Annotated in this window: 19 protein-coding genes; 6 read left to right on the forward strand and 13 right to left on the reverse strand. The window is 70.3% G+C overall.

Annotation, left to right across the window (positions count from 1 at the left end):
- Nucleotides 1-102: 102 nt before the first annotated feature.
- The 9 genes from lepB to ACZ63D_RS05920 all read right to left on the reverse strand — a co-directional run bounded on the left by lepB (nt 103) and on the right by ACZ63D_RS05920 (nt 7,987).
- Entirely contained in the window at nt 103-849 is a 747-nt protein-coding gene (gene lepB, locus ACZ63D_RS05880; RefSeq protein ID WP_465353160.1) for a signal peptidase I, read from the reverse strand.
- A 124-nt stretch (nt 850-973) separates the two neighbouring features.
- Nucleotides 974-1,399: a hypothetical protein gene (locus tag ACZ63D_RS05885; RefSeq protein WP_465353161.1), complete on the reverse strand. Its 426-nt coding sequence runs from the start codon at nt 1,397-1,399 to the stop codon at nt 974-976.
- Between the two features lie 124 nt (nt 1,400-1,523).
- Complete coding sequence (locus ACZ63D_RS05890) at nt 1,524-1,919, reverse strand: metal-sulfur cluster assembly factor (protein ID WP_465353162.1); 396 nt, start codon at nt 1,917-1,919, stop codon at nt 1,524-1,526.
- A complete protein-coding gene (gene sufU, locus ACZ63D_RS05895) occupies nt 1,916-2,365 on the reverse strand; it encodes a Fe-S cluster assembly sulfur transfer protein SufU (protein ID WP_009075916.1) in 450 nt (149 codons plus the stop codon). The genes ACZ63D_RS05890 and sufU overlap by 4 nt, the downstream gene beginning before the upstream one ends.
- On the reverse strand, nt 2,362-3,663 hold the full coding sequence (locus ACZ63D_RS05900; protein ID WP_465353163.1) for a cysteine desulfurase: 1,302 nt from the start codon (nt 3,661-3,663) through the stop codon (nt 2,362-2,364). Before ACZ63D_RS05900 ends, sufU begins: the two co-directional genes overlap by 4 nt.
- Before the next feature lie 50 nt (nt 3,664-3,713).
- Complete coding sequence (gene sufC / locus ACZ63D_RS05905) at nt 3,714-4,484, reverse strand: Fe-S cluster assembly ATPase SufC (RefSeq protein WP_465353164.1); 771 nt, start codon at nt 4,482-4,484, stop codon at nt 3,714-3,716.
- A gap of 42 nt (nt 4,485-4,526) precedes the next feature.
- Nucleotides 4,527-5,699 carry a Fe-S cluster assembly protein SufD gene (gene sufD, locus ACZ63D_RS05910; RefSeq protein WP_465353165.1) on the reverse strand — a complete coding sequence of 391 codons (1,173 nt, stop codon included), beginning with the start codon at nt 5,697-5,699 and terminating at the stop codon, nt 4,527-4,529.
- Nucleotides 5,700-7,148, reverse strand: a complete 1,449-nt coding sequence (sufB, locus tag ACZ63D_RS05915) for a Fe-S cluster assembly protein SufB (RefSeq protein ID WP_465353166.1) — start codon at nt 7,146-7,148, stop codon at nt 5,700-5,702. It lies immediately after the preceding gene.
- A complete protein-coding gene (locus tag ACZ63D_RS05920) occupies nt 7,145-7,987 on the reverse strand; it encodes a helix-turn-helix transcriptional regulator (RefSeq protein WP_465353167.1) in 843 nt (280 codons plus the stop codon). The genes sufB and ACZ63D_RS05920 overlap by 4 nt, the downstream gene beginning before the upstream one ends.
- 780 nt (nt 7,988-8,767) lie before the next feature.
- Here ACZ63D_RS05920 and mptB point away from each other — a divergent pair.
- Genes mptB through ACZ63D_RS05935 form a run of 3 tightly spaced genes read left to right on the forward strand, consistent with a single transcriptional unit; the run spans nt 8,768 to nt 12,054 of the window.
- The gene (gene mptB, locus ACZ63D_RS05925; RefSeq protein ID WP_465353699.1) at nt 8,768-10,336 is read left to right on the forward strand and encodes a polyprenol phosphomannose-dependent alpha 1,6 mannosyltransferase MptB; all 1,569 of its coding nucleotides are present in this window, start codon (nt 8,768-8,770) and stop codon (nt 10,334-10,336) included.
- Between the two features lie 6 nt (nt 10,337-10,342).
- Nucleotides 10,343-11,269 (forward strand): ABC transporter ATP-binding protein, encoded by a 927-nt coding sequence (locus ACZ63D_RS05930; RefSeq protein ID WP_465353168.1) that lies wholly within the window; start codon nt 10,343-10,345, stop codon nt 11,267-11,269.
- Complete coding sequence (locus ACZ63D_RS05935; protein ID WP_465353169.1) at nt 11,266-12,054, forward strand: ABC transporter permease; 789 nt, start codon at nt 11,266-11,268, stop codon at nt 12,052-12,054. Before ACZ63D_RS05930 ends, ACZ63D_RS05935 begins: the two co-directional genes overlap by 4 nt.
- Nucleotides 12,055-12,089: 35 nt before the next feature.
- Here ACZ63D_RS05935 and ACZ63D_RS05940 read toward each other — a convergent pair whose 3' ends face one another.
- Nucleotides 12,090-13,088: a hypothetical protein gene (locus tag ACZ63D_RS05940; RefSeq protein ID WP_465353170.1), complete on the reverse strand. Its 999-nt coding sequence runs from the start codon at nt 13,086-13,088 to the stop codon at nt 12,090-12,092.
- A 139-nt stretch (nt 13,089-13,227) separates the two neighbouring features.
- Between ACZ63D_RS05940 and ACZ63D_RS05945 the strand changes: the two genes are divergently transcribed.
- Both ACZ63D_RS05945 and ACZ63D_RS05950 read left to right on the forward strand, forming a co-directional pair.
- Nucleotides 13,228-14,199 carry a COX15/CtaA family protein gene (locus ACZ63D_RS05945; protein ID WP_465353171.1) on the forward strand — a complete coding sequence of 324 codons (972 nt, stop codon included), beginning with the start codon at nt 13,228-13,230 and terminating at the stop codon, nt 14,197-14,199.
- A gap of 95 nt (nt 14,200-14,294) precedes the next feature.
- Nucleotides 14,295-15,224 carry an acyl-CoA desaturase gene (locus ACZ63D_RS05950; RefSeq protein WP_465353172.1) on the forward strand — a complete coding sequence of 310 codons (930 nt, stop codon included), beginning with the start codon at nt 14,295-14,297 and terminating at the stop codon, nt 15,222-15,224.
- On the opposite strand, the gene ACZ63D_RS05955 is transcribed toward ACZ63D_RS05950, so the two are convergent.
- On the reverse strand, nt 15,221-16,084 hold the full coding sequence (locus ACZ63D_RS05955) for an ATP-grasp domain-containing protein (protein ID WP_465353173.1): 864 nt from the start codon (nt 16,082-16,084) through the stop codon (nt 15,221-15,223). The genes ACZ63D_RS05950 and ACZ63D_RS05955 overlap by 4 nt on opposite strands.
- Nucleotides 16,081-16,398, reverse strand: a complete 318-nt coding sequence (locus ACZ63D_RS05960; protein ID WP_465353174.1) for a hypothetical protein — start codon at nt 16,396-16,398, stop codon at nt 16,081-16,083. The genes ACZ63D_RS05955 and ACZ63D_RS05960 overlap by 4 nt, the downstream gene beginning before the upstream one ends.
- 92 nt (nt 16,399-16,490) lie before the next feature.
- Here ACZ63D_RS05960 and ACZ63D_RS05965 point away from each other — a divergent pair, with 92 nt between their 5' ends.
- Nucleotides 16,491-17,462: a quinone oxidoreductase family protein gene (locus tag ACZ63D_RS05965; protein ID WP_465353175.1), complete on the forward strand. Its 972-nt coding sequence runs from the start codon at nt 16,491-16,493 to the stop codon at nt 17,460-17,462.
- A gap of 1 nt (nt 17,463) precedes the next feature.
- On the opposite strand, the gene ACZ63D_RS05970 is transcribed toward ACZ63D_RS05965, so the two are convergent.
- Nucleotides 17,464-17,979: an FKBP-type peptidyl-prolyl cis-trans isomerase gene (locus tag ACZ63D_RS05970; RefSeq protein ID WP_465353176.1), complete on the reverse strand. Its 516-nt coding sequence runs from the start codon at nt 17,977-17,979 to the stop codon at nt 17,464-17,466.
- Nucleotides 17,980-17,988: the final 9 nt, after the last annotated feature.

Consider the following 17,988-nt stretch of genomic DNA (forward strand, 5'->3'; position numbering starts at 1 on the left):
TCGCACCAGACAGTCGTTACCCGGCGGTGAGCGACCCCGCTGCGGCGCTCTCCCGACGCCGGACAGTCGTTACGCGGCAGGGACCGACCCCGCGGCGACGATTTACCGACGCCGTTTCCGGCCCCGGCGCGCACCCGTCACCACAGCGCCCACGAACCCGATCAGGAACACCCCCGCTCCCGCCCCGGCCAGTACCCGCCCCAGGAACGGCCCTTGATCGGCTTCCGGCGCACTCGGCAATCCCGCCGCCGTGAACGCCGTCGTCGGCGGCAGTGTGCGCACCCACCACCGATTCGGCCCGGCGGCCACGACCACCCCGTACACCTCGGACAGCGGGATCGAGCCGTCCAGTCCGCTGGCCTCCACGTTTCGGGAGTCCCAGCCGAGATCACGCCGATCACCGGCCACGAAGACCGCGCCCTTTGGCACGAGCGCGCGGAACGTGGGTCCGTCACCGCTCGAGTAGGACTCGTCGACGGATTTTTCGTTCACCACGATCCGGTGTTTCTCGTCGCAGCAACGCACGTCGTCGCCGCCGACGCCGATCACCCGGCCCAGCACGGTAAAAGCCCGGTCGCCCTGATGCGCGGGCATGCGCGCCAGCACCACGTCGCCGCGGTGGTAGAGCTGCCGCTCTCGCTTGCCGATCATGATCACCGTCCCGGCAGGCACAGCGGGCGCCATCACGTTCGTCGGCACCTTCACCCAGCGATAGCTGAACACCGTCAGCAACCCAGACCCGCACCCGGCCACCCCGGCCAGCGCGACCACGACGAACAGCGCCAGCACCGCCGAAAACCGGCGAGGGGCGCGGGAACCCGGCGGCGGGGCCGGAGAACCGTCGATCACCTCGCGAGGATCGGCGGCTGCCGAGAATCCGTTACGCGGCCGGGCATCGTCCGGGCGGATTATCCTGATCTGTCCATAATGGACATAGGCAACCCGTGCGGCCGTATAGGTCGTTATACGGTATTCATTCGCGGAGGATCGAATTGAGCGGCCGTCCGCTGTCGCCATAAACGGGCATCAGGCCGGGGCTCACCGTGAACGCGACCGTCCCGGCCAGCGCCACCACCACGGTCAGCCCGCCCAGCAGCGCGCCTTTGCGGGCCAGGTCGCCGCCGTAGCGCCGTCCCCCGCCGAGCATCCCCAGCACCACCGCCAGCACCCCGGCCAGCAGCGCCGCGAACCACAGCGCGCCGAGCACCAGAATGAACACTTCGGCCACGATCGGGTACACCCCGGTCGTCAGAAGCCGGGGCCGGACCAGCAGCCAGGCCAGCCAGGTCAGCACCGCGAGCGCGAAACTCACCGCGGCCACGGACACCGCTCCCACGGCCAAGCCGCGGCTCGGTCTTTCTTCGGCTTCGGACACGGATTCGGGCACGGGTTCGGTCATTGATCAGTGATAGCACCCGGTACCGACAGAATCCGGCGTTCCGCCCAGGTACGCCCGAACGCACCACTCCGGATACGCCGAAGGCCGCCCCCGGCGAACCGGAAGCGGCCTTCGCAAGCGATCCTCAGACCGTGAAACCGAGCGCCCGCAACTGCTCGCGGCCGTCGTCGGTGATCTTCTCCGGGCCCCACGGCGGCATCCAGACCCAGTTGATCCGGAAGTCGTTCACCAGACCGCCGGACGTCAGCGCCGCCGACGTCTGGTCCTCGATCACGTCGGTCAGCGGGCAGGCCGCGGACGTGAGCGTCATGTCCAGCGTCGCGGTGTTGTCGGCTTCCACCCGGATGTCGTAGACCAGACCGAGGTCCACGACGTTGATGCCGAGTTCCGGGTCGACGACGTCGCGCATCGCTTCCTCGACGTCCTCGATCTTGGCGATGTCGGCGGGGACGGCGGCCTGCTCGGGCAGGTCCGCGGCGGTGCGCCCCTCGCGCGGGTCGGTGACCGTCTCTTCGCTCATGCCTTCTCAGCTCCTGTGGTGGTACTGGAGACCGCGTCCTTGAACGCCATCCAGCCGAGCAGGGCGCACTTCACGCGCGCCGGGTACTTCGCGACGCCCGCGAACGCGACGCCGTCCTCCAGTACGTCCTCGTCCGGTTCGACCTTGCCCTTGCCCTGCATCAGTTCCACGAAGGCGTCCATGGTCGCGAACGCCTCGTCGACCGTGTGCCCGACGACCAGGTCGGTCAGCACCGACGCGGACGCCTGGCTGATCGAGCAGCCCTGCCCGTCGTAGGACACGTCCTCGACCTTGCCGTCGCTGACCTTCACCCGCAAGGTGATCTCGTCGCCGCAGGTCGGGTTGACCTGGAACGACTCCGCGTCGAACGGATCGCGCAGGCCGCGCCCGTGCGGGTTCTTGTAGTGGTCCAGGATGATCTCCTGGTACATGCTCTCCAGGTTCACTGGCCCACTCCGAAGAACTTCTGCGCCTCGCGGATCCCGGCGACCAGAGCGTCCACTTCGGACAGGGTGTTGTACAGGTAGAAACTCGGCCGCACGGTCGCCGGCACCGAACAGGCCCGGTGCAGCGGCCACGCGCAGTGGTGCCCCACCCGCAGGGCGATGCCGAGGCTGTCGAGCACCTGGCCGGCGTCGTGCGGGTGCACGCCGTCGATCACGAACGCGACGGTCGCGCCGCGGTCCTCCAGATCGGTCGGCCCGATGATGCGCACGCCGGGGATCTCGCTGATGCCCGCGATCGCCGCGGCGGCCAGCTCGTGCTCGTGCGCCGCGACGCGGTCCATCCCGATGGCGGACAGGTAGTCCACCGCCGCGCCGAGGCCGATCGCCTGCGACGTCATCGGCACCCCGGCTTCGAACCGCTGCGGCGGCGCGGCGAACGTGGTGCGCTCCATCGTGACCAGCTCGATCATCGAGCCGCCGGTCAGGAACGGCGGCATCGCCTCGATCAGTTCGGTCCGGCCGTACAGCACGCCGATCCCGGACGGGCCCAGCATCTTGTGCCCGGAGAACACCGCGAAGTCGACGCCCAGCGCGTGGAAGTCCACCGGGAAGTGCGGCACCGACTGACAGGCGTCGAGGACGGTCAGCGCGCCGACCTCCTTGGCCTTGGCCACCAGCTTCGCCACCGGGTTGACCGTGCCGAGCACATTGGACTGGTGCGCGAACGCGACCACCTTGGTGCGCGGCGTGATCACACTGTCCATATCGGACAGATCGAGCCTGCCCTCGGCGGTGACCTTGAACCACTTCAGCGTCGCCCCGGTGCGCTGGCACAACTGCTGCCACGGCACCAGGTTCGCGTGGTGCTCCATCTCGGTGATGACGATTTCGTCGCCCTCGCCGATCCGGAAGCGTTCCGCCTCCGGCCCGGCGGTGGCGGCGTTGCTCATCGCGTACGCCACGAGGTTGATGCCCTCGGTGGCGTTCTTGGTGAACACCAGCTCCTCCGGGTCCGCGCCGACGAACTCCGCGACCTTCGCGCGCGCGGATTCGTAGGCGTCGGTGGCCTCTTCGGACAGCTGGTGGGCACCGCGGTGCACGGCCGAGTTCGACGTGAACACGTACCGCCGTTCCGCGTCGAGCACCTGCACCGGCCGTTGCGAGGTCGCTCCGGAGTCCAGGTACACCAAGGGTTTCCCGTCGCGCACGGTGCGCGTCAGGATCGGGAAGTCGGCACGCAGTGCCGCCACGTCAAGGGGAACAGAGTTGGTCGGGCTGTTCGAAGCCGTGGTGGTCATCGAGCCAACTCCTCTCTCTCGGTGTCGTCGGGAACGGGGCGCGGAAAGGGTCAGGCCTTGGCCGGTTCGGGAGAGCCGACGTACTTGACGTAGCCGTTCTCCTCCAGCTCGTCGGCCAGCTCGCGGCCGCCGGACTCGACGACGCGGCCGTCGGCGAACACGTGCACGAAGTCCGGGGTGATGTGCCGCAGGATGCGGGTGTAGTGCGTGATCAGCATGACGCCGACCTCGTTGCCCGCCTTGTACTCGTTGACGCCCTCGGACACGACGCGCAGCGCGTCGACGTCCAGGCCGGAGTCGGTCTCGTCGAGGATGGCGAACTTCGGCTTGAGCAGCGCCAGCTGGAGGATCTCGTGGCGCTTCTTCTCGCCGCCGGAGAAGCCCTCGTTCACCGAGCGCTCGGCGAATTCCTGGGAGATGCCGAGCTTGCCCATCTCCTCCTTGACCTCCTTGACCCAGTGGCGCAGCTTGGGAGCCTCGCCCCGGACCGCGGTGGCCGCGGTGCGCAGGAAGTTAGACATCGAGACGCCGGGCACCTCGACCGGGTACTGCATGGCGAGGAACAGGCCCGCGCGGGCGCGTTCGTCGACGCTCATCTCGAGCACGTTCTCGCCGTCCAGCAGCACCTCGCCGGAGGTCACCGTGTACTTCGGGTGGCCGGCGATCGCGTAGGACAGGGTGGACTTGCCGGAGCCGTTCGGGCCCATGATCGCGTGCGTCTCGCCGGACCGGATGGTCAGGTTGACGCCCTTGAGGATCTCCTTGGCGCCTTCGTCGGTGTTCACCGACGCGTGCAGGTCCTTGATTTCCAGGGTAGCCATTCTGCTTTTCCTAAAAGAGTCTGAAGTGGACGGACGACGGGCTCAGGAGCCCACGGCTTCGAGCTCGGCCTCGATCGCGGCTTCGAGGCGCTCGCGCACCTCGGGCACGCCGATGCGGGCCAGGATCTCGTGGAAGAACCCGCGCACGACCAGCCGCCGCGCGGCCTCCTCGCCGATCCCGCGCGACTGGAGGTAGAACAACTGCTCGTCGTCAAACCTTCCCGTGGCGCTCGCGTGGCCCGCTCCCTCGATCTCGCCGGTCTCGATCTCGAGGTTCGGCACCGAGTCGGCGCGCGCGCCGGGGGTGAGCACGAGGTTGCGGTTCAGCTCGTAGGTGTCGGTGGCCTCGGCGGCCGCCCGGATCAGCACGTCGCCGATCCACACCGTGTGCGCGTCGTCGCCCTGCAGGGCGCCCTTGTACATCACGTTGGACTTGCAGTTCGGCACCGCGTGGTCCACGAACAGCCGGTGTTCCTGGTGCTGGCCGGCGTCGGCGAAATACAGGCCGAGCATCTCGACGTCGCCGCCCTTGTCGGCGAAGGTCGCGGTCGGGGACACCCGCACCAGGTCGCCGCCGAGGGTGACCACGGTGTGCTTGAGCGTCGCGTCACGGCCCAGCCGCAGGTGCTGCTCGGACACGTGCACCGCGTCGTCGGCCCAGTCCTGGACGCTGACGACGGTGATCTTGGCCGAGTCGCCGATGACGAACTCGACGTTGTCCGCGTAGGTGCCGGAGCCGACGTGGTCGAGCACGATCACCGCGCTGGCGAACGCCTCGGCGCGCACCTGCAGGTGGCCGTAGGCGACCTTGCCCTCGCCGGGGCCGTGGACGCGCAGCACCGAAGGCTTCGACGCCTCGGTCTCCTTCGGCACGGTGACGATCGTGGCCTTGGCGAAAGACGAGTACGCCTGCGCCGCGATGCGGTCGCTCGGCACGCCCGCCTCGCCGAGGCGCGCGTCGTCGCGGCCGACGGTCTCGATCTTCAGCTCCGGCGCGGCCTCGGTCTCCAGCGTGATCTCGCCGGAGGCGACGGCGGAACCGTCGTGCAGGCCGCGCAGGCGCTTCATCGGCGTGAAGCGCCAGTTTTCCTCACGCCCGCCGGGGACCTCGAAGGCCTCGACGTCGTAAGAGGTGAACCGCTCCGCGCGGGAGGCCGCCGGGACGACGGCCCCCTCGCGGAGGGCTTCCGAAACGTTGTTCTCTGCGACGGACATTTAGCCGACGGACCCTTCCATCTGCAGCTCGATCAGGCGGTTCAGCTCGAGCGCGTACTCCATCGGCAGCTCGCGCGCGATGGGCTCGACGAACCCGCGCACGATCATCGCCATCGCCTCGGCCTCGTCGAGGCCGCGCGACATCAGGTAGAACAGCTGCTCTTCGCTGACCTTGGACACGGTGGCCTCGTGGCCCATGGACACCTCGTCGTTGCGGATGTCCACGTACGGGTACGTGTCCGACCGCGAGATGGTGTCCACCAGCAGGGCGTCGCAGACCACGCTGGAGCGCGAGTGGTGCGCCCGCTTCGCGACCTTGACCAGGCCGCGGTAGGAGGTCCGGCCGCCGCCGCGCGCCACCGACTTCGACACGATGGTCGAGGAGGTGTGCGGCGCGAGGTGCTCCATCTTGGCCCCGGCGTCCTGGTGCTGGCCCTCGCCCGCGAACGCGACCGACAGGACCTCGCCCTTGGCGTGCTCGCCCATCAGGAAGACCGACGGGTACTTCATGGTCACCTTGGAGCCGATGTTGCCGTCGACCCATTCCATGGTGGCGCCCTCTTCGCACTTGGCGCGCTTGGTGACCAGGTTGTAGACGTTGTTCGACCAGTTCTGGATCGTCGTGTAGCGGCAGCGGGCGCCCTTCTTCACGATGATCTCGACGACCGCGGAGTGCAGCGAGTCCGACTGGTAGATCGGCGCGGTGCAGCCCTCGACGTAGTGGACGTAGGCGTCCTCGTCGACGATGATCAGCGTCCGCTCGAACTGGCCCATGTTCTCGGTGTTGATCCGGAAGTAGGCCTGCAGCGGGATCTCGACGTGCACGCCCTTCGGCACGTAGATGAACGAGCCGCCGGACCACACCGCCGTGTTCAGCGCGGAGAACTTGTTGTCGCCCGCCGGGATCACGGAGCCGAAGTACTCCTGGAAGATCTCCGGGTGCTCCTTGAGCGCGCTGTCGGTGTCCAGGAACAGGACGCCCTGCTCCTCCAGGTCCTCGCGGATCTGGTGGTAGACGACCTCGGACTCGTACTGCGCGGCGACGCCGGCCACGAGGCGCTGCTTCTCCGCCTCGGGGATGCCCAGCTTGTCGTAGGTGTTCTTGATGTCCTCGGGCAGGTCTTCCCAGCTGGCCGCCTGCTTCTCGGTGGACCGCACGAAGTACTTGATGTTGTCGAAGTCGATCCCCGAGAGGTCGGCGCCCCAGTTCGGCATCGGCTTGAGGTCGAACAGCTTGAGCGCCTTCAATCGGGCGTCGCGCATCCACTCGGGCTCGGACTTCTTCGCGGAGATGTCGCGGACGACATCCTCGTTCAGGCCGCGGCGGGCGCTGGCGCCAGCCTCGTCGGAGTCCGCCCAGCCGAAGGCGTAGTTGCCAAGGGACGCGATGGTCTCTTCCTGGCTCAACGGCTCGGTGGTGGGAGTGCGCTGCTCGGCAGCGGCAGTCATGCGGGTTTCCCTCCATTCGGGATCCGTGGTGCGTGCCCTTCCGGCGGCGGAACCGCTTTTCCAGGCGTCGTCGTGCGGTCCGGCTCGGGATGGGCCGGGATACCCGCCGGTCCGGCGGGTACGTGTGTGGTGCACGCGTTGTCTCCGCGCGCGATGGTCGCCAGCCGCTGGACGTGGGTGCCCAGCAGCTTCGCGAACGCTTCCGTCTCGGCCTCGCACAGCTGCGGGAATTCCGCGGCGACGTGCGCGACCGGGCAGTGGTGCTGGCACAGCTGCGCGCCCGCGGCTCCCGCCCCGACCTGGCGGGTCGAGGCAGCGTAGCCCTCCCTGCTCAGCGCGGCGGCGAGGGCCTCGGCGCGCTCGACCGGATCATCCGATCCGGTGATCGCCTGCCGGTGCGGCCCGATGAGTCCCTCGACCCGGCGCTCGGCGAACGCGCGCACCGCGTCCGGCCCGGCGTGCTCGGCGAGGAAGCGGATGGCCGAGGACGCGAGGTCGTCGTAGGCGTGCCCGAACCGGGCCCGGCCCGCCTCGGTGAGCAGGAACAGCTTGGCCGGGCGGCCGCGTCCGCGCGGGCCCCTGCGCGGGGCGTCGCGGGTCTCGGCCTCGCCGTCGGCCTGCAGCGCGTCGAGGTGCCGCCGGATCGCCGTGGGACTGATCCCGAGCTGCTCGGCGACCACCGCGGCGGTCATCGGCCCCTGCTCCAGCAGCAGCCGGGCGACCTCGTGCCGGGTGCGGCCCTCGGCCACGTTCGCGGCGCTGACCTGCACGGGAACGCCAGCGGACCCGGTGCGCGGCTGCTCGCCGCGCCCCTCGCCGGTGCTCCCGTTCTTTTTCACAACACAAGTGTGTCTTATTTCCGGCCGCCGGGCAAAGGCGGGGTCTCGCGCAGTGACCCGACTCACGCGGAACCGGAGCCGATCCGCCGATCCGCTCCGGTTCGCCGGATCAGCGCGGCGACCTGCCGCGGCGCGCCCGGACCGATCTTCCGGACGGACCCGCTCCGCCCCGCCGCCCCGATCCGCCGAATCAGCCCGGCAACCCGCCGCGGCACACCCAGAACGATCTTCCGGACGGACCCGATCCGCCTTTCCGCTCCGATCCGCCGATCAGTCCGGCAACCTGCCCCGGCGCACCCGCCCACAGCCCTCCGGCCGAACTCTCCACGCCGTCCAAACCGGACTCGACACGCCCCGCCCCACCGAACCACCCCGCAATCCGCCGCGGCACGCCCACCAGCAGCCTCCCGGCCAGACTCGCCATGCTGCCCGAACCAGACTTGATCCGCGCCCCTCTCAATCCACCGAAACGCCGCACCCGCCCCGCCACGCCCGGCCACGACCTTCCGCCCGGACCCGCCGCCCCGACCCGACTCGATCCACCCTCCGCCCACTCCCGAACCACCCTGCAACCCGCCTCACCGCACCCGGCAACAGCCTTCCGGCCGGACTCGCCACGCCGCCCGGACCGGACTCGATACGCTTCCGGACGTGGCAGTCGGCGAGCACCCGGACCAGCGGGCCCCGGAACCGGACCTTTCCGGCGTCTCCGGCAGCGCTGTCTCCCCTGCCGCCACCGCTGCCCCGCCGTCCCCGGTCGGCCCGCGCCGCACCGATCCGCTGAACGCCGCCGAGACCCGCGGCCTCGACGTGGTCCGGCGCTTCGGCACGGTCGGCTCGCTGTTCCTCGCGCTCGGCTCGCTCGGGGCCGGGGCCGCGCCGGTGATCAACCCGGTGCAGGACCTGCCGGTGCTGCGGCTGTTCATCCGGATCCCGACGGTCTCGCTCGCGATCGCCTTCTCCGGGATGGGCATCCTGGTGCTGAGCTGGCTGATGCTCGCCCGGTTCGCCCGTCCGGCGAGCGCCCGGCTCGCGACCAGCGGCCAGCTCGCCCGCACCGTCGCGATGTGGGTCGCGCCGCTGCTGCTGATCCCGCCGCTGTTCTCCCGCGACGTCTACAGCTATCTCGCGCAGAGCGAGATCGTGCACCGCGGCATGGACCCGTACCAGCTGGGCCCGGCGCAGGCGCTCGGCGTCGCGGACCCGCTCACCGCGGGCGTCACCAACATCTGGCGCGAGACACCCGCCCCCTACGGACCGCTGCTGCTGCGGCTCGGCGGCTGGCTGGCCCCGGTCGGCGGCAACAACATCGTCGTCGGCGTGCTGCTGCAGCGCGGTCTCGCGATGGTCGGCGTGCTGCTGATCGTGTGGGCGGTGCCGCGGCTGGCCCGGCGGTTCGGCGTGCAGCCGGCCACCGCGCTGTGGCTCGGCGCGGCGAACCCGTTGCTGATCTTCCATTTCGTCGCCGGGGCGCACAACGATTCGCTGGCCATCGGGCTGATGGTGGCCGGGCTGGAGATCGGCATCCGGCGGCTGCCGGTGCGGGTCAAAGGCGACAGCCCGCCGCCGCTGGCGAAGGGCGAACTGCTGTTCATCGCGCTCGGCGTCGTCGTCATCACGATCGGCGCCACCGTGAAGATCCCGGCCGTGCTGGCGTTGCCGTTCCTCTCGGTGATGGTGGCGCGCCGATGGCACGGGCGGCTGAAAGACCTGGTGTGGGCGGGCGCGCCGATGGCGGTGCTGTTCGGCGTGGTGCTCACCGCGATCTGCGTCGGCACCGGGCTGGGCTTCGGCTGGATCGGCGCGACGGCGAGCACCCCGGGGCTGGTGCGGTCGTTCATCTCCCCCACCGCCGAGATCGCGAACCTCAGCGGCGTCCTCGGCATCGCGCTCGGGCTCGGCAACCACACGGACGCGCTGGTGCCGATCCTCGGCACGCTCGGCAACGTGATCACCGCGGCCGTCACGGTCAAATTCCTGTGGGCCAGCTTCAAATGGCGCTACCGGCCGATCATCGGCCTCGGCGTCTCGCTGGGCGCGGCGATGATCCTGCAGATCAACCTCCAGCCCTGGTACCTGCTGTGGGCGGTGATCCCGCTCGCCGCGGCGGCCGGGACGTCGCGGTTCCGGGTGGCCGCCACGGTCGTCAGCGCCGGGCTGCCGTTCCTGCTGCCGCCCACCGGCGGCACCTTCGACGGCCGCTCCTACGTCCTGCCGTGGGCCTACGGCGCGGCCGCCCTGGTCACCCTCGGCGGGCTCGCGATCGTGTACCGGGTTTCGCCGCTGCTGTTGTCCAGGACACCTCCGGCGTCCCCAGCACCGCGCGCGCCCGCCGACGTCGTATCGTGAACCGTTGTGGACAACCCCGCCGTCGAGATCTCCGGCTTGGCGAAAAGCTACGGCTCCACCACCGCGGTCGACGGCATCGACCTGCGCATGGAGCGTGGTTCCCTGCTGGCCCTGCTCGGGCCGAACGGCGCCGGAAAAACGACCACTGTCGAGATTTGCGAGGGTTTCCGCAGACCTGACGCGGGCCAGGTGCGCGTGCTCGGCCTCGACCCCGTCGCGGACAGTTCGCGGCTCCGCCCGCGCGTCGGCATCATGCCGCAAGGCGGCGGCGCGTACCCGGGCGTGCGCGCGGAGGAAATGCTGCGGCTAGTGGCTTCCTGCGCGGCGAACCCGCACGATCCGGCGTGGCTGCTCGACGTGCTCGGGCTGGCGGGCGCGAAGCGGACGCCGTTCAAACGGCTCTCCGGCGGGCAGCAGCAGCGGCTTTCCCTGGCGTGCGCGCTGGTCGGCCGTCCGGAACTGGTGTTCCTCGACGAGCCCACCGCCGGCATGGACCCGCAGGCGCGGCGGCTGGTCTGGGACCTGCTCGCGGCCCTGCGCGCGGACGGCGTGAGCGTCCTGCTCACCACGCATCTGATGGAGGAAGCGGAAACGCTGGCCGACCAGGTGGTGATCGTGGACCACGGCAAGGTGGTCGTCGAAGGCACGCCGCACGCGCTGACGCTGGAGGCGGGCGAGGCGGCTCAGCTGCGGTTCCGCGCCCGCACGAAGCTCGACACGACGCTGCTCGAAGCGGCTCTGCCGGAGGGCTACCGGGTCAGCGAAACCGCGCCCGGTTCGTACCTGGTGGAGGGCGCGGTCGACCCGCAGGTGGTCTCCGCCGTCACCGCCTGGTGCGCGCAGCAGGGCGTGCTGCCCGAACAACTGCAAGTCGGGCGGCGGACGCTCGAAGAAGTGTTCCTCGAACTCACCGGACGGGAGCTGCGCGCATGAGTTCTCCGTTCCCCGCGGGCACCTTCGCCCCCGCGCCCGGCCGCGGCTCGCTCGGCAAGATGCTGCGCACGCACGCCCGCGTCGAGGCCGCGCTGACCCTGCGGCACGGCGAGCAGCTGCTGCTCACCCTGATCATCCCGCTCGCGCTGCTGATCGGCCTGAGCTCGCTGGACATCCTGCCCGCGAGCCAGCTCGGCTCGACGTCCAAAGTGGACTGGATGACGCCGAGGATCCTCGCGCTGGCGGTGATGTCGTCGGCGTTCACCGGACAGGCGATCGCACTCGGCTTCGACCGCCGGTACGGCGTGCTGAAACGGCTTTCGGCGACCGCACTGCCGCGCTGGCTGCTCGTAGCCGGACGGCTCGTGGCCGCGCTGGTCGTGGTGGTGCTCCAGTCCGTGGTGCTCGGCGCGGTGGCGGCTTTCCTCGGCTGGTCGCCGTCGGCCGCCGGGATCGGCTCCGCGGTGGTGCTGCTGGTGCTGGGAACGCTGGCCTTCGGCGCGCTGGGCGTGCTGCTGGGCGGCGCTTTGCGCGCGGAAGCCGTGCTGGCGCTGGCGAACATCGTCTGGTTCGTGCTGCTGCTGGCGGGCGGGATCCTGCTGGCTCCGTCGGCGCTGCCGTCCGGGGTCGGCGTGGTGGTGTCGCTGCTGCCGTCGGGCGCGCTGGCGGAAGGCATGCGTGCGGCGCTGGTGGACGGGCAGTTCCCGCTCGGCCCGGCCGTGGTGCTGGTGGCGTGGGCCGCGGCGGCCGGGGCGCTGGCGACGCGGACGACAAAACTCACCTGAGGGGGCGTGCGGGGCGGCTTGGGGCTTGTGAGTGTTCAAGCCGGTTCTAACCGGCATAGACACTCACGAGGTCCCGGCACCCACCCGAACCGCGCGAGTACCGTCCTCACTTCCCGCGCCACCCCGCAACTGTCCCGATGCACGTCCCACCATCCGTACACAAGACGGGCGCGTCCCGCGAGTTCGGCTGCGTTGTCGCGGCGCCGATCGCGAAAGGCGACCCCGGCCACGCTGTGCGTCGCACGGCCGTCCAGCCTGACGACTAAGCTTTCCCCGCCGAGTTCATAGACCACGTCCTCCCACAACGTCTTGCCGTCGACCACTGCCGGAACTTGCCTCCGGCCGTGCGGCAAACCGTGTGCTCTCTCCACCTTGTCGAGATACTCGACCTCCAGCGCGGACATCAGGCCGCCTCCGACAAGCTGCAACGCACGCGCGATCGCCGTCCGATAACGCAGCGGCGGCCGCGCTTCAACGCACTTGAGCATCTCCGGCACGCTCAGCGCCTGACTGCTGACCAAGTCGACTACCACGTATGTCGCCGATCGCGAGTCGGCTGCAGCCACTGCCAGATCGACGATCGTGTCGGCCCTCCGTGTTCGCGGCGGATCGCTCGCGAGCGTCGAGTACCTGAGCGCGCGAGACCGGTGCACCCGCACGAGCGGCATCTGCGACACCGCTGAACTCCCGTACGGCACCGTGATTTCGATCGGGCCGGTACCGACCGGCACCATTTTCCATTCTTCCGCGGCGGTCCGATGGCTCAGCACCGCGTGCTTCCCGCCGTAAAGAACAGCCGCGCGCAGCAAAGCGGCGCGGTCCAGCTTGCCGTTGAATGTCGCGTAGACGCGGGGAAGAACACGCTGCCATCGGCCCGCCGCCAGATTCGACGCTATGTCATGCCGGCTGTGCCCATAGGCTCGCAACTGCGCGAACGACACCACTCCTGCCTGGCTGCGCACCATCGAACGCCAGCCACCGGCGTGTTCCTCGGGAATCCGGTCGTTTTCCGACCATCGTGAATGAAGAGGCATGAATCCACTTTCGCCGCGGCATCGAAGCTGTGGCGGCGGTCTCAGAAAACTGTGGATAAGCAAGCAGGTTGGGGACAAGGGCTCGTGCCTGCCTATGCCGGTGAGAACCGGCTTTGCCACGCACGAGTATCGTGGTCGCGTGTCCCTTCGCAGTTTGATCGCCCGCCTGCCGTATCCGTCCGCCGGGGTCCAGCGCGGCGTCGGGATCGCCGCGGTGGTCACGCAGGCAGGCATCGGCGTCACCGGTTCCGTGGTGCGGGTGACCGGGTCCGGGCTGGGCTGCCCGACCTGGCCGCAGTGCGTCGCGGGCAGCCTGGTGCCGGTGCGGCATTCCGGGATCGACGAGGTCACGCAGTGGATCGAGTTCTCGAACCGGATGCTGACCGGCGTCGTGATCGTGGTGGCGGCGCTGGCCGTGCTCGCCGCGTGGCGGATCCAGATCGACCACCCGGAGCGCAAGCGGCTGGTGAAGCTCGCCTGGACGATGCCCGGCGGCGTCGTGCTGCAGGCGGTCATCGGCGGGATGACCGTGCTGGCGAAACTGGAATGGTGGACGGTCGCGATCCACTTCCTGGCGTCCACGCCGCTCGTGTGGCTGGCGGTCCTGCTGCTGAAGGCGTTCCGCGAAGGAGACGAACCGGCGCGCCCGCTGGTCCCGAAGCTGGGACGGCAGATGCTGGTGCTGCTGACCGTGCTGATGTGGGCGGTCCTGATCGCCGGGACCACGGTCACCGGCGCGGGCCCGCACGGCGGTGACGCCAACACGCACCGCCTGGACGCCCCGATCGAGCAGCTGGCGCGGGTCCACAGCGCGTTGCTGATCGCGTACCTCGTGGTGCTGGGAGTCTTCGGGCTCACGCTGATGCGCGCCGGCGCGCCGAAGAGCGTGTGGCAGCGGTACGCGTGGGTGTGGATTGTGGCGTTGCTGCAGGGCGTTCTGGGGACGGTGCAGTACGCGCTGGGCGTGCCCGAGGCGATGGTGTCCTTCCACGTGCTCGGCTCGGCGCTCGTGATCGTCGTGACGGCGGTGCTGTGGACGGGCACCCGCGACCGCGGTCCGGTGACTTCGCTGGAGCCCGCGCCGAAGCGGGAACTCGCCACCGCGAACTGACGGTCATCCTGGCGTAACTGCGCGTCGGCCCGGCGGACAGATCCGCGGCTTACCGTCGTCGCCGTCCGGCTTTCCGAAAAGCCCGAGGTGCCGCCATGTCGACCGCCCCTGCCCGCCCCGGCAAACCCCTTCTCTCCGGCCGGCGCGGGACCGCCGAGATGCTCGTGCTCAAGACGTTCCTGCTCGTGCCGTTCGCCGCGCTGATCGCCGCCGTGCCGCTGCTGTGGGGATGGGGCATCGGCTGGACCGACCTGATCCTCGCGACCGTCTTCTACGTGCTCGCCACGCTCGGCGTCACCGTCGGATACCACCGCTATTTCACCCACGGCGCGTTCAAAGCGGGCCGCCCGCTGCGGATCGCGCTCGCGATCGCGGGCAGCATGGCGGTGCAGGGTTCGGTGATTTTCTGGGTCGCGAGCCACCGCCGCCACCACGCGTTCTCCGACCGCGAGGGCGATCCGCATTCGCCGTGGCTGTTCGGCACCTCGCCGGCGGCGCTGCTGCGCGGGTTCTGGCACGCGCACATGGGCTGGATGTTCCAGCGCGAGGTCACCAACGCCGACCGCTTCGCCCCGGATCTCGTCGGCGACCGCGATCTGCGCCTGGTGAACCGGTTCTTCTGGCTGTGGATCACGCTCAGCCTCGCGCTGCCCGCCGCGCTCGGCTGGGCGTTCAGCGGCGCCTGGCAGGGCGCGCTGACGGCGTTCTTCTGGGCCGGGCTGGTGCGGATCGCGTTCCTGCACCACGTGACCTGGTCGGTGAACTCGGTGTGCCACCTGATCGGCGACCGCCCGTTCGCGAGCCGCGACCGCGCGGCGAACTTCTGGCCGCTGGCGCTGCTGTCCATGGGCGAGTCGTGGCACAACTCCCACCACGCCGACCCGACCTGCGCCCGGCACGGCGTGCTGCGCGGGCAGGTGGACGTGTCGGCCCGGGTGATCTGGGCGTTCGAACGGCTCGGCTGGGCGACCGACGTCCGCTGGCCCCGAACCGAACGGCTGGCGGCCAAGCGACGTACGGCTTAGGCGAGCTGCTGCCGCACCGCCGACGCGAACCGCAACGGCGCACCCGCGTCCGCGTGCCGGAAGCCCAGCGACGGCTCAGTCAGCTCCAGCTCCAGCACCAGCGGACGCCCGTCGTCCCCGCGCACGAGATCCACTCGCGCGTACAGCAGTTCCGCCCGCAAAATCCCCAGCAGCCCGCACGCGGCGTCCAGCGCGTCCTCCGCCACCGCACGCACTTCCGGAGCCGGAACCGCGGCCGCGAGCCGCTCCTCCCGGTACAGCCCGGAACTGTCCATTTCGGACTCCAGCGGCGCGAATTTCGTGAAAGCGTGCGAATAAACGCCGCCGAAGTACGTCACCGAGATCTCGCCTTGAGCGTCCACACTGGACTGATACGGCTGGACCAGCGCCGTACGCCCGTCGTCGTGCAACGCGCGCAGATGGTGCTCCGCGTCCGCACCGGCGGAGGAGAACCGGGCGGCGCCGCGGCCGCCCGCGCCGATCGAAGGCTTCACCACGAACGGCTTCTTCGGCCAGCGCGGCTTCTCCCCCGGCGGCACGATCTCGACCGGCACCGTCGGCACGCCCGCGTCGAGCAGTTCGCCGAGATACGTCTTGTCCGTGTTCCACCGCACGACCGCGGCTGGATTGCTCAGCCCCGGCACGTCCTCGCACCAGCTGAGAAACGCGTCGCGGCGCTCGGGGTAGTCCCAGGCGGCCCGCAGCACGACGATGTCCGCCGAGGCGAAGTCGGCGGCCGAATCCCAGGCCGCCCAGCTCACTTCGAAGCCGAGGTCGGCGAGCGCGGGCAGCACCGCGGCCTCGTCGCCGTCGCCCTCGGGCAGCGCGGCGCAGCCGACGAAAATCGCCGAGCGGGTCACCGGCCCGCCCGCGGCCCGGCCATCTTGCGCCGGTGCGCGGCGCCGATCTTGACTGTTTTCACGGTCTCGCTGTCCCATTCGGCAGCCTCGAGGTCGTCGACCTGCTCGACCAGCGCGGTCCCGGTCTCGACCCCGGCGACCAGCACGTCGCCCATCGCGCCGTCCGGGCCCACGAGCACGACCCGCGCGCCGGCGCGGCCGATGTTCTCGACCACGGCGCGCGACGGTTTGCCGTGCTTCGCCACGAAGTCGCGAGCAGTCGCCAGCTGGCGGGCAGTCGGCGCGGTCGGCGTGTTTTCGGTCTCCTCAGCCACGTCCGGAGCTTAACCCGAGACCCCCGCCGCCGCGGCGTGACCGTGTTCTCGGCCATAGTGGACGCCAGACGCGCACATCTCGAGGAGGAACCATGCCGACCGCAGTGCAGGTGACCCGGACCGGCGGCCCGGAAGTGCTGGAACTGGCCGAGATCGAGCCGGGTCCGCCCGGCGCGGGCGAACTGCTGGTCGACCTCGCCGCGGCGGGCGTCAACTACATCGACACCTACCAGCGCGAGGGCATCTACCCCATCGACCTGCCGTTCGTGCTCGGCTCCGAGGGCGCCGGGACGGTCGTGGAGACCGGCGAGGGCGTCACCGAATTCGCCCCGGGCGACCGCGTGACCTGGCAGGGCGTGCTCGGCGGCTACGCCCAGCGCGCGGTGGTCCCGGCCAGCGCCGCGGTGAAGGTGCCGGACGGAGTGTCCGACGAGATCGCCGCGGCCACGATGTTGCAGGGCCTGACGGCGCACTACCTCGTGCGGTCGACCTACGAAGTCAAGGCGGGCGACGACATCCTCGTCCACGCGGCGGCAGGCGGCGTCGGTCTGCTGCTGGTGCAGCTGGCGAAGGCGCGCGGCGCACGAGTCCTGTGCACCGTGTCCACCGACGAGAAGGCCGAACTGGCCCGCGGAGCCGGCGCGGACCACGTGATCCGCTACGACCGCGAGGACTTCGCCGCCGCGACCCGCGAGCTGACCAACGGCGAAGGCGTCGCCGCGGTGTATGACGGCGTCGGCAAGAGCACCGTCGACGGCAGTCTCGCGAGCCTCAAAATCCGCGGCACGCTGGCGCTGTTCGGCGCGGCCAGCGGCCCGGTGCCGCCGATCGACCCGCAGCGGCTCAACTCCGGCGGTTCGCTTTTCCTGACCCGCCCGACGCTCGGCCACTACCTGCGCACCCGCGAGGAACTCGACTGGCGCGCCGGAGAACTGTTCGCCGCCGTCCAGGACGGTTCCCTGAACGTCCGCATCGGCGGCCGCTATCCGCTCGCCGACGCCCGCAAGGCCCACGAGGACCTGCAGGGACGCCGGACGACCGGGAAGCTGCTGCTGATCCCGTAGCTCAGGAAACCGAGAGCGCGTCGGTCACGAAGACCAGCGTCTCGTTGGGCGCGATGCCGCGCCCGCCGTCCTTGTAGGCCAGGGCGGGCGGGATGATCATCAGCCGCCGCCCGCCCTGTTTGACGCCGACGAGGCCCTGGTCCCAGCCGTCGATGACCTGGCCGGCGCCGAGGTCGAGGCCGTACGGCTCGCCGCGATCGAACGAGCTGTCCAGCTTCTTCTTGTTCGACCAGGTGACGACCAGGTAGTTCATGGACAGTTTCGCGCCCTTGGCCGCGGCGGGGCCGGTGCCCGCCGACAGGTCCTTGATGAGCAGCTTCTTCGGCGGGGCGCAGTCGTCCGGGATGGTGATCGTCGGCACCTGGCCGAAGTTCCCGGTGGTCTTGACGTCGTCCGCGGTGCACTCGCGGCTCGGGGCCGCCGGGGCCGCGCTGCTGTCGTCGCCGCAGGCCGTGAGGCCGAACGCGGCGACCGCCGCGCACGCGCCGACAACCGCGCTCCTGCCGATTTTCTGCATTCCGGAAGA

This window comes from Amycolatopsis sp. NPDC104775 (genome assembly GCF_055583325.1).